Annotated in this window: 12 protein-coding genes; 5 read left to right on the top strand and 7 right to left on the bottom strand. The window is 66.5% G+C overall.

Annotated features, from left to right (window positions below):
• Positions 1–139: 139 nt before the first annotated feature.
• The gene (locus LPW26_RS24920) at positions 140–964 is read right to left on the bottom strand and encodes an aldo/keto reductase (RefSeq protein WP_238738454.1); all 825 of its coding nucleotides are present in this window, start codon (positions 962–964) and stop codon (positions 140–142) included.
• Positions 965–1,283: 319 nt separating this feature from the next.
• Between LPW26_RS24920 and LPW26_RS24915 the strand changes: the two genes are divergently transcribed.
• Complete coding sequence (locus tag LPW26_RS24915) at positions 1,284–2,576, top strand: adenylosuccinate synthase (protein ID WP_238738453.1); 1,293 nt, start codon at positions 1,284–1,286, stop codon at positions 2,574–2,576.
• Positions 2,577–2,613: 37 nt separating this feature from the next.
• Positions 2,614–4,218 (top strand): hypothetical protein, encoded by a 1,605-nt coding sequence (locus LPW26_RS24910; RefSeq protein ID WP_238738452.1) that lies wholly within the window; start codon positions 2,614–2,616, stop codon positions 4,216–4,218.
• A gap of 644 nt (positions 4,219–4,862) precedes the next feature.
• On the opposite strand, the gene LPW26_RS24905 is transcribed toward LPW26_RS24910, so the two are convergent.
• From LPW26_RS24905 to carA, 4 genes are all read right to left on the bottom strand, one after another.
• Positions 4,863–5,081, bottom strand: coding sequence for a hypothetical protein (locus LPW26_RS24905; protein ID WP_238738451.1), 219 nt, complete (start codon positions 5,079–5,081; stop codon positions 4,863–4,865).
• A 581-nt stretch (positions 5,082–5,662) separates the two neighbouring features.
• On the bottom strand, positions 5,663–5,866 hold the full coding sequence (locus tag LPW26_RS24900; RefSeq protein WP_238738450.1) for a light-harvesting protein: 204 nt from the start codon (positions 5,864–5,866) through the stop codon (positions 5,663–5,665).
• Positions 5,867–5,878: 12 nt separating this feature from the next.
• Positions 5,879–6,034: a light-harvesting antenna LH1, beta subunit gene (gene pufB, locus LPW26_RS24895; protein WP_238738449.1), complete on the bottom strand. Its 156-nt coding sequence runs from the start codon at positions 6,032–6,034 to the stop codon at positions 5,879–5,881.
• Between the two features lie 384 nt (positions 6,035–6,418).
• On the bottom strand, positions 6,419–7,612 hold the full coding sequence (carA, locus tag LPW26_RS24890; protein ID WP_238738448.1) for a glutamine-hydrolyzing carbamoyl-phosphate synthase small subunit: 1,194 nt from the start codon (positions 7,610–7,612) through the stop codon (positions 6,419–6,421).
• Positions 7,613–7,756: 144 nt separating this feature from the next.
• Between carA and LPW26_RS24885 the strand changes: the two genes are divergently transcribed.
• Both LPW26_RS24885 and LPW26_RS24880 read left to right on the top strand, forming a co-directional pair.
• Positions 7,757–8,458 carry an alpha/beta fold hydrolase gene (locus LPW26_RS24885; RefSeq protein WP_238738447.1) on the top strand — a complete coding sequence of 234 codons (702 nt, stop codon included), beginning with the start codon at positions 7,757–7,759 and terminating at the stop codon, positions 8,456–8,458.
• Positions 8,459–8,614: 156 nt separating this feature from the next.
• Entirely contained in the window at positions 8,615–9,070 is a 456-nt protein-coding gene (locus tag LPW26_RS24880) for a GatB/YqeY domain-containing protein (RefSeq protein WP_238738446.1), read from the top strand.
• Between the two features lie 267 nt (positions 9,071–9,337).
• Here LPW26_RS24880 and LPW26_RS24875 read toward each other — a convergent pair whose 3' ends face one another.
• Together LPW26_RS24875 and LPW26_RS24870 are read right to left on the bottom strand one after the other, a co-directional pair.
• Positions 9,338–10,915, bottom strand: a complete 1,578-nt coding sequence (locus tag LPW26_RS24875; RefSeq protein WP_238738445.1) for a DHA2 family efflux MFS transporter permease subunit — start codon at positions 10,913–10,915, stop codon at positions 9,338–9,340.
• 10 nt (positions 10,916–10,925) lie between these two features.
• Positions 10,926–12,149: an HlyD family secretion protein gene (locus tag LPW26_RS24870; RefSeq protein ID WP_238738444.1), complete on the bottom strand. Its 1,224-nt coding sequence runs from the start codon at positions 12,147–12,149 to the stop codon at positions 10,926–10,928.
• 193 nt (positions 12,150–12,342) lie between these two features.
• On the opposite strand from LPW26_RS24870, the gene LPW26_RS24865 reads away from it, so the two are divergent.
• Entirely contained in the window at positions 12,343–13,950 is a 1,608-nt protein-coding gene (locus LPW26_RS24865; protein ID WP_238738443.1) for an acyl-CoA synthetase, read from the top strand.
• Positions 13,951–14,321 lie beyond the last annotated feature (371 nt).

Here is a 14,321-nt window from a genome sequence, read left to right as displayed (position 1 = left end):
GAGCGAGCGCCCCGGAATGACGGTGGTTGTTGGGGCGCCTGTCGCGGCCTCCTCACTTCACTCGCTTGCGCGAGCGCCCCGGAATGACGGGGGTGGGGCGGGCGCGCCGCGGGGCTTGCTCAGCGTCCTTCGTCAGGCCTCAGCCGACGTCCCACTGCGGCGCGAACCCCGGGTTCACGAAGCGCTGGTCTTTTGGCAGCTTGGCGATGATGGCGCGGTCGTCCTGGTCGAGCCGGACTTCGAGCGCGCCGAGGTTGCTTTGCTGGCTCGCCGCGCTGCGCGCCTTCGGGATCGCCATCACGCAATCCTGCTCCAGCAGCCAGGCCAGCGCGATCTGCGCGGCGGTGACGCCGTGTTTCTCGGCGATCAGCTGCAACTCCGGAAACGCGGCGAGGCGGCCTTGCGCCAGCGGCGCGTAGGCGGTCAGCGGGATGCACTTGTCCTGCATGTAGCCGAGCAGCTGGGTCTGCCCGCGCAGCACGTGATACTCGACCTGGTTGCAGGCGATCGGCGCGCCGATGTCCTCGACCGCCTGCTTCAGCAGCGCCAGCGGGAAATTGCAGACACCGATCGCGCGGGCGCCGCCCTCGTCCCTGATCCGCAGCAGCGTCTCCAGCGCCGCGCCGAGATTCATGTCGGGGGCCGGCCAATGGATCAGGTAGAAGTCGACATAGTCGGTCTTCAGCTTGCGCCGGCTGGTGTCGAACGCCGTGCGGATCGCGTCGGGCGCCAGATTTTGCCACCACACCTTGGTGGTGACGTGGATCTGGTCGCGCGGCACGTCGGTGTCTTCCAGTGCGTCGCCGACCGCATCCTCGTTGGCGTACATCTCGGCGGTGTCGATGTGGCGATAGCCCATCCCCAGCGCGGTCAGCACCGCCTCGTGGCAATCCTTGCCCTGCAGCTTGAACGTGCCGAGTCCCAGCTTGGGCACCGTGAGGCCCTGGGTTGTGAGTGAGTGCATGTCGGTTGCCGTCTCCGCTACGGCCGCCGGGGGCGGCCTGATACGCCCAAAAGAGCCAAGCGGTAACCACCACCATCGTCAAGGGTTGCGGCTGTCCACCGGATTTTTGGGGGAAATCAATGCGTTGGCGGCGCCGTCAGGGCCCCGAAACGGGCCGTTTCGCTTGCGTCCGGTGCCCGCTTCCGTTATCCGGTGGATCGCCTCGCATGCGAGCGGCCGCGGCCGTGTTTTGGCTTGGCGCTCAGTACGATCCGGAAACAGCCTGCGGGCATCGGCGATCGTGCTTCATCCGGTTCGGTTGCAGGGGAACGGCTCGAAAATGGCCAATGTCGTCGTGGTCGGCGCCCAGTGGGGCGACGAGGGCAAGGGAAAGATCGTCGATTGGCTGTCGGAGCAGGCGGACATTGTCGCCCGATTCCAGGGCGGGCATAATGCCGGCCATACGCTGGTGATCAACGGCGAGACTTACAAGCTGGCGCTGCTGCCCTCGGGCGTGCTGCGGCCCTCCAAGCTCGGCGTGATCGGCAACGGCGTGGTGTTCGACCCGCAGGCGTTTCTCGACGAGGTCAAGAAGCTGCAGGGTCAGGGCGTCGCGATCTCGCCGGAGAATCTCCGTGTCGCCGAGAACGTCACGTTGATCCTCCCGCTGCATCGCGAACTCGACTCGTTGCGCGAGAACGCCGCCAAAGCCGGCGCGATCGGCACGACCCAGCGCGGCATCGGCCCCGCCTATGAGGACAAGGTCGGCCGCCGCGCGATTCGGCTGATGGACCTCGCCGATCCCGACACCCTGCCGCAGAAGATCGAGCGGCTGCTGGCGCATCACAACGCGCTGCGCCGTGGCTTCAATCTGCCGGAATTCGACGGCGCTGCGATCCTGAACGATCTGATGGCGATGGCGCCGCAACTGCTGCCCTATGCCGAGACGGTGTGGCGGCTGCTCGACATCAAGCGCCGCGAGGGCAAGCGCATCCTGTTCGAGGGTGCGCAGGGCGCGCTGCTCGACGTTGACCACGGCACCTATCCTTACGTCACCTCGTCCAACACCGTTGCGGCGCAGGCCGCGACCGGCACCGGCATGGGCCCGGGCTCGGTCGGCTATGTGCTGGGCATCTGCAAGGCCTACACCACCCGCGTCGGCGCCGGCCCGTTCCCGACCGAATTGCTGAACGAGATCGGCGAGGAGATCGGCCGCCGCGGCAAGGAATTCGGCGTCAACACCGGGCGCAAGCGCCGCTGCGGCTGGTTCGACGCGGTACTGGTGCGTCAGACCGTCCGCACCTGTGGCATCCACGGCCTGGCGCTGACCAAGCTCGACATTCTGGACGGCTTCGACAGCGTCGACGTCTGCGTCGGCTACAAGCTCGACGGCAAGGAGATCGACCATCTGCCGGCCGGCGAGGGCGCGCAGGCGCGGGTCGAACCGATCTGGGAAACCATCGAAGGCTGGAAGGAACCGACCGCGGGCGCGCGCTCGTGGGCCGAGCTGCCGGCGCAGGCGATCAAATATGTTCGCCGCATCGAAGAGCTGGTCGGCTGCCCGGTGGCGTTGTTGTCCACCAGTCCTGAACGCGAGGACACAATTCTGGTGCAGAATCCGTTCGAAGCTTAATAGGATGTTACCGAACGGGGTCGAAGCTTGAGTCAAGATGGCTGATTACTATCCGCTGATCGCACGTGCCATATCCGGTCTGGACCCCAGCGCTCCGGGCGAGCAGCGGCGTGCGATCTACGAGCGGGCCCGCGCCGCGCTGATCACGCAGCTCCGCGGCGTGCAGCCGCCGCTGACCGAATCGGAAATCACCCGCGAGCGCCTGGCGCTCGAAGAAGCGGTACGCAAGGTCGAGTCCGAAGCGGCGCAGCGCGCCCGCGACGCCGCCCGCGCCGAATTGAAGAACCGCCGCCCGGCGGGCGATGCCTCGCGCGCCGGCGATGCGCTGCGCGCTTCGAGCCGCCCCGCCTCGCGGCCCGGCGATCCGCCGCCGCAGGTCAGCCGTGCGCCGCTGCCGCCAACTGCGGCCGAACCAGATCCCGAGCCGCCGGTCCGGCCGCGCGCGCAGCCGTCCGCGCCGCCGCCGCGTGAGGAGCGTCCGGCCCGCAATCTGCGCGTCGAGCCGCCGCCGATTCCGCCGGAGCCGCCGCTGACCGGTCGCGAGCGTCCGATCCCGCCGCGCCGGCCCGAGCCGGGCCCCGCCGCTGCCGGGGGCGACAATCAGGGGCTGCGCGGCTTCCGCGATGTGACCGCCGATCTCGATGGTCTCGGCAATGCCGCCGCGCAAGCCAACCGCGCCGCGCGAAAAACCTACGCCAACGTTGCGCCGTCACCGGAATTCGACCGGCTCGAGCCGACGATGGAAAATCGCACTGATCCGGATGCGCCCTATTCCTACGACGAATCGGTCGACGAGGCGCAGCGCTACGCGCCGCCTCCCAGCCCGCGGCCACGGCTCGACCCGGCACGTCCTGCTGCCCGCAAGCCGACCCGGACGACGTCACGGTTTCCGCTGAAGAGCGCGCTGGTGATCGGCCTGGTTCTGGTGCTGGTCGGCGCCGGCATTCTGTGGGGGCCGGCGCTGTATTCGTCGCTGCGTGGCATGATGCAGTCGTCGCCGGCGACGGAGACCGCGACGCCGACGCCGCCGGCGTCCACTGAGCGGCCGAAGATCACCGATCGCGTCGGCCAGCCGTCGAGTTCGGAAGCCATTGCGCCGGTGGCGCAGCGCGTCGTGCTGTATGACGAGGATCCGTCGGATCCGAAGGGCAAGCAGTACGTCGGCACGGTGGTGTGGCGGACCGAGCAGATCAAGGGTGCCAGCAGCAAGGGCGGCGCCGATCTGGCGGTGCGGGCCGACATCGAAGTGCCCGAGCGCAAGTTCAAGATGACGATGTCGTTCCGCCGCAACACCGACACCTCGCTGCCGGCGAGCCATACCGCGGAGCTGACCTTCATCCTGCCGCAGGACTTCACCGGCGGCGGCGTCGCCAACGTCCCGGGCATCCTGATGAAGTCCAACGAGCAGGCGCGCGGCACGCCGCTGGCCGGCTTGGCCGTGAAGGTCACCGACGGGTTCTTCCTGGTCGGCCTCAGCAACGTCGAAGCCGACCGCACCCGCAACCTGCAGCTGCTCAAGGAGCGCTCCTGGTTCGACCTGCCGATCGTCTACAGCAACCAGCGCCGCGCCATCATCGCCATCGAAAAAGGCCCCCCCGGCGAACGCGCCTTCAACGAAGCCTTCGCGGCCTGGGGCGAGTAGCCCTCACACCGTCATTCCGGGGCGCGAGCGCAGCTCGCGAACCCGGAATCCAGAGGCGTTCTGCGACTCCTGACGTTTCCACAACTTCGAGATTCCGGGTTCACGCGCAAGGGCGCGCGCCCCGGAATGACGGGATAGGCCACCGACACATCCGCGCGGGTCACTCATCCCACCCCCGTCATTCCGGGGCGCGAGCGTAGCTCGCGAGCCCGGAATCCCGAGGCGTTCTGCGACTCCCTCGTTTCCACAACTTCGAGATTCCGGGTTCACGCGCAAGGGCGCGCGCCCCGGAATGACGGGGTAGGCTACCGACACATCCGCGCGGGTCACTCACCCCGCCTCCGTCATTCCGGGGCGCGCGCATTGGCGCGCGAGCCCGGAATCCCGAGCTGTTCTGCGCGACTGAGGTTTCCACAATCTCTGGATTCCGGGTTCGCGCTTCGCGCGCCCCGGAATGACGGGGTGGGGGTGATACGCAGCAGGCGCGTCCAGTGCCGCCTGCATGGAGCGTTCGCCAATTCGCGGTGTGAGACTCACAGTGCGCGCCGCGCTGTCTCGTTCTGAATCACATCGCCCCCCCCCCCGAATCAAAACGCGCCGCAAATCTGCGGCGCGTTGGGCATGTGGTGGACGCGAGGTGCGGGCTACGGCGCGCCTTGGGCGCCGGCGCGGACGGCGTCGTGCACCAGCGCGGTGGCGTCGGTGATGCCGCGCGCGGCGTTCTGCACGATGGTCTGCGCCATCATCGCTTTGGTGGCAGGCGTGCGATGCTCCATCGCGATCTGCTCAACCGCGATATCGAGCACTTCGCGCAGCGTCGCGACGTAATCGGGATCGAACTTCGGCTGGTTCGTGGCAGTCATCGATGGTCTCCTTCATTTCAGGTTTGCACCATGCCGATGCAATGCGGCTCAAGTAGGTCCGCTGGATGAAGTTGCAGTGACGCTGCTGATTTTAAAGTGAGGGCGATCGTGACCGTCGTGCGACAGCTTGAGAAATGCCTGTGGCACAGGCGTTTCGCGGTCTCTCACGGGGCGTCGGTGCGGCGATGAGTTGGAAGAATTCCAGGTATCGATGCGAGCGGTGTCAATGGCGGCGCGCCACACGTGTTAACGAGGCGCGCGCGCCACACACGGCGCAACTGAGCCACACCAGATGCGACGCGCGTCACGACAGACGCGGCGGCGATGCGCGAGACTCGTAGCAGTTGTGGTCGACGGCCAGTGCGTGAGCCGCGCGTCACTTGGTCTCGCTGGGCGGTGCGCTCGCGATTGATCGAAGGTTTCCCGAGTGCACGTCGATCGAGAGAACGCCGGCGCGTGACTCGGGGCGCGCAGCCAGAACCTCGCGGGTTGCGTCCCGTCGTCCGTGCCTCAAAACGCACGATGCCCGCCGAGGTCCTCAGGACCTTGGCGGGCATCGCGAATGCGTCGATGGAAGAAGCTTACTTCTTCGCCGGAGCAGCAGCCGGGGCCGGAGCGGCCGGCGCGGCGGTGACAGCGGAGCCACCCTGCCAGTACTTCGGGAACCAGGCGGTGTTGTTCAGCACCGCAGCGTGCACCAGGATCGCGATAACGGTGACGCTACCCAGCAGCAGCGGCAGGCCGACGGTCGGATTGACGACGGTCCAAATACGTCCTTGATTCATGTTCGATCTCCCTTAGTGCAGCCAGGGCGAGTAAACGTAGGCCAGGAAATGGGCCACGATCGCGATCGCGCCGAAAATGCGCGTGCCGTCGATCACATGCTTGTGGATCTCTTCCGACTCCGCGATCGTCAGACCGGTCGGCCAGACCTTGTTGGGATCTTCTGCCATAGTAACCTCCTCAGGAAATTCAAATTCGTGCTGAACCCGCACGCGAGTGCCGCGAGCAGCGACCGGACCGTGGACGGCGGACAGGTTGTCGGCTTCCCCAAGCCGCCGCGCTGCCGACCGGACGTCAGTCCCGGCTGAGGCCTCCGCTTTGGGGCCACCAGCATCCGCTGGCTAGTCCGTTCACGGTGTCTCTCGCTGGGTCAAATTATCGTGACAGGTGATTTTGTCAACTTGACATGACAGTTGAGGCTGTCCGGTTCATGCCGGACAGTGCGCGGGAGAACACAAGGACCGTCCGCCGTACCGGCAATGGCTCACATGAAGAGGGCCCGGCCTGGCAGCCGAGCCCTCGATCAAATCACCTCTGAAGCCGCGTTCGCCTGCTCAGGCCGCGCTCTTCTTCGCCCGCATCAGGTCGCTGAAGCGGCGGAACAAATAGTGCGAGTCGCGGGGGCCGGGCGAGGCCTCGGGGTGGTACTGCACCGAGAACACCGGCTTGTCGGCTAGCGCGATGCCGCAATTGCTGTCGTCGAACAGCGAGATATGGGTCTGCTGGACGTTGCCCGGCAGCGTCGACTTGTCGACCGCAAAGCCGTGATTCATCGAGGTGATCTCGACCTTGCCGGTGGTCAGATCCTTGACCGGGTGATTGGCGCCGTGGTGGCCCTGGTGCATCTTCACGGTCTTGCCGCCGAGCGCCAGCCCGAGCATCTGGTGGCCGAGGCAGATGCCGAAGGTCGGCACACCCGACGAAATCACCTCGCGGATCACCGGCACCGCATATTTGCCGGTCGCGGCCGGATCGCCCGGGCCGTTCGACAGGAACACGCCGTCCGGCTTCATCGCCAGGATGTCTTCGGCCGAGGTGGTGGCGGGCACCACCGTGACGTTGCAGCCTTCGCCGGCGAGCAACCGCAGGATGTTGCGCTTGATGCCGTAGTCGATCGCCACGACGTTGAATTCGGGCTTGTCCTGCCGGCCGAAGCCTTCGCCCCACGCCCACGGCATCTCGTCCCAGGTGAAGCGCTGGCCGGAGGTGACCATCGGCACCAGGTCCATGCCCTCGAGGCCGGGCCATTCGCGGGCCTCCTCCTTGAGCGCATGCAGGTCGAACTCGCCGCTCGGCGAATGCGCGATCACCGCATTGGGCATGCCCTTGGTGCGGATCAGCGCGGTCAGCGCGCGGGTGTCGATGCCCGACAAGCCGATAATGCCGCGCGCCTTCAGCCAACCGTCGAGGTTGCGCGACGAGCGATAGTTCGACGGATCGGTGATGGCGCTGCGCAGGATCACGCCGCGCGCGCCCGGCGTCGCCGCCATGTTCACCGTCTCGATATCCTCGTCGTTGGTGCCGACGTTGCCGATATGCGGGAAGGTGAAGGTGATGAGCTGCCCGGCATAGGACGGATCGGTGAGGATCTCCTCATAGCCGGTCATCGCGGTGTTGAAGCAGACCTCGCCCACGGCGGAGCCCACGGCGCCGAGGCCGAAGCCTTCGAACACCGTGCCGTCGGCGAGCACGAGCAGCGCGGTCGGTTTATGGTCCGGCCAGGCGGGATTGGATGCTGAATTGGTCATGAGCGCATTACATAGTCGCGCGCCGCGGCGCCGTCAAAGCGCTCCGCTCGGCAAATTGTGCGCATTTGGCGATATTTGACAGCGAGTCGCGGGGCCCTAGGGTGGGGCCGGCGCGCCCGCCAGAAAACTGCGCCAGGAGGTTCCATGGACACATCATTGCCGATCGTGCTGATTCCGGGCTTGGCGGGTTCTCCCCGGATCTACGCGCCGGTCGCGCCGGCCCTGTGGGCCTTCGGCCCCGTGACGGTGGCCAATCACATTCGCGACGACAGCATGGCGGCGATCGCCCGCCGGATCCTGTCCGAAGCGCCGCCCAGCTTCGCGCTCGCCGGCCATTCGATGGGCGGCTACATCGCGTTCGAGATCATGCGCCAGGCGCCCGAGCGGGTCGCCCGGCTGGCGTTGATCAACACCCAGGCGCGCCCCGACAGCCCCGACGCCTCGGCGCGGCGCACCCGGCAGGTCGGTGAAGCCAATGCCGGCCGGCTGCACGCCGTGCTGGACGAGCTGTATCCGGGCTTCGTGCATCCGTCGCGCGCCGATGACCACGGCCTGCGCGAAATCGTGCATGCGATGGGCGACGACGTCGGCGGCACCGGCTTCGCCCGGCAGCAGCGCGCCATCATGGCCCGCACCGACTCGCGGCCGACGCTGGCGACGATCGCGTGCCCGACGCTGGTGCTGAGCGGCGATACCGACAACACCATTCCCAACAGCCTGTCGCAGGAGATGGCCGACGGGATCAGGGGCGCCAAGCTGGTGATCATCCCGGAGTGCGGCCATCTTCCCCAGATCGAGCAGCCTCAGGCGACCGCGGCCGCGCTGGCCGAATGGCTGCGTAACTGAGTTGTTTCGGTGGGCCGGACGGCCTACATCAGGCGCCACAAACGAAATCAGCCGTCATTGCGAGCGAAGCGAAGCAATCCAGAGGCGCCGTGCACGGATGCTGGATTGCTTCGTCGCTTCGCTCCTCGCAATGACGCGACTCGAGGATAGTTCGACATGCTGCGCGAAAATATCAACAACGCCGTCAAGGACGCGATGCGGGCCAAGGACGAGCGCAAGCTCTCCACGCTGCGGATGGTGAATTCGGCGATCAAGAACGCCGACATCGAAGCCCGCGGCCAGAGCAAGCCGCCGCTCAGCGACGGCGATCTGCTCGGCCTGCTGCAGAAGATGATCAAGCAGCGCCAGGAGTCGGTCGAGCTCTACGACAAGGGCGGCCGCGCCGAACTGGCCGATCAGGAGCGCGCCGAGATCGCCGTGATCCAGGCCTATCTGCCGCAGCAGATGTCCGACGACGACGTCAAAGCCGCCATCGCCGCCGTGATCGCGGAGACCGGCGCCGCCGGCATCAAGGACATGGGCAAGGTGATCGCCGCGCTGAAGGCGAAGTACGCGGGCCAAATGGATTTCGGCAAGGCGTCCGGCTTGGTGAAGGCGGCGCTGACGGCTTAGTTCGCCACTCACACGTCATTCCGGGGCACGCGCTCTCGCGCGTGAACCCGGAATCCCGCAGTTGCTACGCGCGGCGCCTGCCGCGGATGAACTTATCGAGATTCCGGGTTCGCGCGCGATGCGCGCGCCCCGGAATGACGGGGGATGCGGCACGACCTTTCAGCCGTCATTGCGAGCGAAGCGAAGCAATCCAGCGTTCGTGCACTGCGCAGGATGCTTCGTCGCTTCGCTCCCCGCAATGACGACGTTTCCCTCGATAAGCTGTCTTCAATGCCCCATTGCCGGCTTCGCGCTGCGGTCCACGCTGCGTAGCGACAGGGCGAGCGGGACCATCAGGGCGGCGATCAGGGCCAGGGTCATGAAGACGTCGATATAGGCGAGGAAGGCCGCCTGGCCCTGGACCATCTGGTTGATCACCGCCATTGCCGAACCGGCGACGTCGCCGGTGGCGTTCTGGCTCTTCAGGTAGGTCTGAATGCCCGCGAGCGTGTCGTGGAAATATGGATTCCACGCGCCGACATGTTCGCTCAGCCGGCTCTGGTGAAACTGTTCTCGCCGCGCCAGCACGGTCTGGCTGATCGAGACGCCGATCGAGCCGCCGAAATTGCGCGCGAGGTTGATCATCGCCGAGGCCTGGTCCGTCTTGTTCGGCGGAATGCCGTCATACGACGCGGTGGTGATCGGGATGAAGATCAGCGGCAGGCCGATGCCGAGATAGATCCGCGACAACGCGAAGTACCAATAGTCGGCGTCGGGCGACAGCCGCAGCAGATCGGCCATCGCGCCGGCGCAGATGCAGGCGCCGAGCGCGATCAGCCAGCGCGGCTGGATCCTGCCGAGCCGGCCGACCACCACCATCATGCACATCGTCACGATGCCGCCGGGCGAGATCGCCAGTCCGGCCAGCGTCGCGGTGTAGCCGTAGCGCTCCTGCAACAGCTGCGGCAGGATCTGCGTGGTGGCGATCAGCAGCGCACCGGTCGCCAGCATGATCAGAAAGCAGGTGCCGAACTGCCGGCCCGCCAGCATCCGGATGTCGATCAGCGGCTGCTCGCGCGACAATTCCCACGGCACGAAGGCGATCAGCGCCAGCGTCGAGATCACCGCGAAGCTGACGATGAAGCTGGAGCCGAACCAGTCGTCGACCTGGCCGCGGTCGAGCACGACTTCGAGCGCGCCGAGAAAGGTCGCGACCAACAGAAAGCCGACGATGTCGAAATTGAAGCCCTTTGCCCGCAGCGCGGCGCGCTCCTTGCGCTGCGTTTCGGAGGTCGGGATGATCAGGTAGATCAGCGCCAGCGTGATCACGCCGACCGGCACGTTGATCAGGAAGCACCAGTGCCACGACAGATTGTCGCTGAGCCAGCCGCCGAGCGTCGGCCCGATCACCGGCGCCACCACCACGGCAATGCCATACAGCGCAAAGCCTTGGCCGCGTTTGGCCGGTGGAAACGCCGCGGCGAGGATCGACTGCGCCACCGGCGTCATGCCGCCGCCGGCCAGTCCCTGCATGATCCGGAATACCAGCAGCGACTGCAGATTCCAGGCGAACCCGCACAGCAACGAACTCACCGTGAACAGCGCGATGCACACCAGAAAGAAGTTCTTGCGGCCGAACATCTGGGCGATCCAGCCCGACGCGCACAGCACGATCGAATTGGCGACCAGATAAGTGGTAACCACCCACGAGGCTTCGTCGCTCGACACCGCCAGCCCGCCGGAGATGTAGCGCAGCGCCACGTTGGCGATGGTGGTGTCGAGCACTTCCATGAAGGTCGCGACCGACACCAGGATCGCGATCAGCCACGGATTGGCGCCGCCATATTCGCCTTCGGTTTCGGCCATCGCGCCAGCCTCACGGCCTGACGGTGACGGTCGGCACCACCGACATGCCGGGGCCGAGCGCGACGTCCGGCCGCCGGTCGAAGGTGATCTTCACCGGCACGCGCTGCACCACCTTGACGTAGTTGCCGGTGGCATTCTCGGCGGGCAGCAGGCTGAAGGCGGTGCCGCTGCCGGCCTGGATGCTGTTGACGTGGCCCGGATAGGTCTTGCCGTAGGCGTCGATGTGGATGTCGACGCTTTGGCCGACGCGCATCAGCTCGAGCTGCGTTTCCTTGAAATTGGCCGTGACCCAGATGTCGAGCGGCACCAGCACCATGATGGCCTGGCCGGGCGAGGCCAGCGCGCCGACCGCACCGGTCAGCTTGGCGATGCGGCCGTCGGTCGGGGCACGCAATTGCGTGCGCTGCAGGTTGGCGTCGGCCTGTTCCTTCTGCGCCTGCGCGGCCTGCACCTGCGCCTTGGCCTGTTCGGCCTTGGCGCGCAGCACGTCGACCTGGCGATTGGCCGCCAGACTGGCGGCGTTCGCGGCGTCGAGTGCGGCCTTCTTGGCGCGGAAGTCGGATTCCGCCTGCTGGGCGCGCTGCACCGTGCCGGCGCCCTTCTGCACCAGCTCCTGATAGCGCTGGTTCTCCTCGATCGAAAAGTTGTAGGCGGCCTGCGCTTCCTGAACCTGCTGATTGGCCTGCTGGATCTGCGCCTGCTGGGCGCCGATCTGGGCCTCGATGTCGGTGATCGAGGCTTGCGCCTGCAGGATCTGCGCGGCAGCCTGATCGTCCGCGGCCTTGTAGTCGCGCTGATCGATCGTCGCCAGCAGGTCGCCGGCCTTGACTACCTGGTTGTCGGTCACGTTGACGCCGGTGATGGCGCCGGACACCTGCGGGCTGATCAGTACGCTGCGGGTGTCGATGAAGGCGTCGTCGCTGCTTTCGTAATTGCGCGCGTGCAGCCACCACAGAATGCCGCCGACGATCGCAGCGGCGATCACCACGGCGCCGACGATCGCGGCGACCGGGTGCTGCCGGATCAGGCCGCGCAGGCCGCCGGGCGGCCGCGGCGGATGCTCGGTCTCGGTCTCGGTCGAAGGCGCCGGGCTCCGCACCTTCGCCTCGGACCTGTCAGTCTCGGTGCGGGCGGTCGCGGGCAAGTCCGCGTCACGCAGCTCGGCGGCATCCTGCGGCCGGGCGTTTTTCGGACCGCCATCGCCCTTGGCGGAAATGACGTCAGCCGCGCTCATCGGTCTCACCATGGCTGGGGAACAATCGGACGCGGAGAAAACCACGCGCCTCGGTCCCGGTTCCCCGCAATGCTGCAATGCGAGGTCTGCGCCGCGCACAATGTTGAGAGCGGCAAAAGGGGCTCGCCGACAACCCGCCACCAGAGCTAAAAAGGCATCAATCCATCATCAGAATGTGACCCGGGGATACGCCTTGCTGACCGAGACCACCGACTACGATAATCTGTATCGTAACTTCCGCTGGCAGATTCCAGCCCGTTTCAATATCGCGGTCGCCTGCTGCGATCGTCACGCTGTCGCCGACAAGCCTGCGTTGATTTTTGTCGAGAAGGGCGGCGCGGTGACGCGACTCTCCTTCGCCGAGCTCGCCACCGCGTCGCGCCGCTTCGCCAACGTGCTGAAGGACGCCTGCCTGAAGCGCGGGGATCGGGTCGCGGTGTTTCTGCCGCAATCGATCGAGCTGCCGATCGCGCACCTCGCGGCGTTTCGTTCCGGGCTCGTCTCGGTGCCGCTGTTCACTCTGTTCGGCGAGGATGCGCTTGAATTCCGTTTGAACAATTCCGGCGCACGCGCCGTGGTCACCGACGAAAGCGGACTGCCGAAGCTGCTGAAGATCCGCGATCGCCTGCCGGCGCTGCAGGCGATCTACCTCACGGGCGGCGCGGCGCAGGCTGGTGTCGACCTGTTCTGGTCGAAGCTCGATGCGGCGTCGGACGCGTTCGAAACGGTCGACACGTCCTGCGATGATCCGGCGATCATCATCTACACCTCCGGAACGACCGGAAATCCCAAAGGCGCGCTGCATGCGCATCGCGTGCTGCTCGGCCATCTGCCGAATGTCGAGATGGCGCACGACTTCTTCCCCAAGCCCGGCGATCTGATGTGGACGCCGGCGGACTGGGCGTGGATCGGCGGGCTGTTCGATGCGCTGTTTCCGTGCTGGTATCACGGCGTCACGATGGTCGGCTATCGGGCCCCGAAGTTCGAGCCACAAGCGGCGATGCAGTTGATGGCCGATCACGGCATCCGCAACGTGTTCCTGCCGCCGACCGCGCTGAAGCTGATGCGGCAGGCGGAAGTCAGGCATTCCGGCGTCCAGCTGCGCAGCATCTTCACCGGCGGCGAGTCGCTGGGAGGCGAGCTGCTGCAATGGGTGCGCGACACCTTCGGCATCGACGCGCACGAGATCTACGGCCAGACCGAGTGCAATCTCGTGATCGGCAACAACGCCAAACTGTTTCCGATCCGCCCGGGCTCGATGGGCAAGGCGACGCCGGGCTTCGACGTCCGCATCATCGACGAAACCGGCCGCGAACTGCCGCGCGGTGAGCGCGGCATCATCGCGGTGCGTCGGCCCAATCCCTGCATCATGCTGGAGTACTGGAAGAACCCCGAAGCCACGGCGAAGAAGTTCGCCGACGATTTCCTGCTCACCGGCGATCTCGGCTCGCAGGACGAAGAGGGTTACTTCTGGTACGACAGCCGCGAGGACGACGTCATCACCTCGGCCGGCTATCGCATCGGCCCGTCCGAGATCGAGCACACGCTGCTCAAGCACCCGGCGGTCGCCTTCGCCGCCGTGGTCGGCGTGCCGGATCCGATCCGCACCGAATCGATCAAGGCCTGGATCGTGCTGCGCCCCGGCTTCATGCAGGGCGACACGCTGGCGCGCGAAATCCAGGACTACGTCAAGGTCCAGCTCGCCGCCCACGAATATCCCAGACTGATCGAATTCACCGACACCCTGCCAATGACCGCCACCGGCAAAGTCCTGCGCCGCGAATTGCGGGCGAGGGGATAGAGCATCGGGAAGGCCCCATCACCGTAGGGTGGGCGGAGCGCAGCGCAGCCCACGCGTGGCGCACGCGACGCACGCGCACAGAACGAACTCGGATCAGCGATCGAACGATGCGCCGCCCGTGGGCACGGCGCGACGCGCCTTTGCCCACCCTACCGACTCATCGCACCACCTCTCCCCGTCATTCCGGGGCGCGCGTAGCGCGAACCCGGAATCCCGACGAGTTCTGCAACTCTTCATTTCCACCACATCGAGATTCCGGGTTCGCCCGCAAGGGCGGGCGCCCCGGAATGACGAAGGAGAGGTTTCCGCCGTGAAAGGCGCCGTTGATAGCATGCGCAAACCCCGAGCACCGCGCGCTCCCTCTCCCGCAA

Origin of the sequence: Rhodopseudomonas infernalis, from assembly GCF_022271405.1 — a bacterium.
Taxonomy (GTDB): Bacteria; Pseudomonadota; Alphaproteobacteria; order Rhizobiales; family Xanthobacteraceae; genus Rhodopseudomonas; species Rhodopseudomonas infernalis.
Note: the sequence above shows the minus strand (reverse complement) of the source record. Positions and strands in the feature narration are given on the sequence as shown.

Coding starts and splice junctions, on each gene's coding strand:
- LPW26_RS24920 (WP_238738454.1), bottom strand. CDS start 964: ATGCACTCACTCACAACCCAGGGCCTCACGGTGCCCAAGCTGGGACTC.
- LPW26_RS24915 (WP_238738453.1), top strand. CDS start 1,284: ATGGCCAATGTCGTCGTGGTCGGCGCCCAGTGGGGCGACGAGGGCAAG.
- LPW26_RS24875 (WP_238738445.1), bottom strand. CDS start 10,915: ATGGCCGAAACCGAAGGCGAATATGGCGGCGCCAATCCGTGGCTGATC.
- LPW26_RS24910 (WP_238738452.1), top strand. CDS start 2,614: ATGGCTGATTACTATCCGCTGATCGCACGTGCCATATCCGGTCTGGAC.
- LPW26_RS24880 (WP_238738446.1), top strand. CDS start 8,615: ATGCTGCGCGAAAATATCAACAACGCCGTCAAGGACGCGATGCGGGCC.
- LPW26_RS24900 (WP_238738450.1), bottom strand. CDS start 5,866: ATGAATCAAGGACGTATTTGGACCGTCGTCAATCCGACCGTCGGCCTG.
- carA (WP_238738448.1), bottom strand. CDS start 7,612: ATGACCAATTCAGCATCCAATCCCGCCTGGCCGGACCATAAACCGACC.
- LPW26_RS24905 (WP_238738451.1), bottom strand. CDS start 5,081: ATGACTGCCACGAACCAGCCGAAGTTCGATCCCGATTACGTCGCGACG.
- pufB (WP_238738449.1), bottom strand. CDS start 6,034: ATGGCAGAAGATCCCAACAAGGTCTGGCCGACCGGTCTGACGATCGCG.
- LPW26_RS24870 (WP_238738444.1), bottom strand. CDS start 12,149: ATGAGCGCGGCTGACGTCATTTCCGCCAAGGGCGATGGCGGTCCGAAA.
- LPW26_RS24885 (WP_238738447.1), top strand. CDS start 7,757: ATGGACACATCATTGCCGATCGTGCTGATTCCGGGCTTGGCGGGTTCT.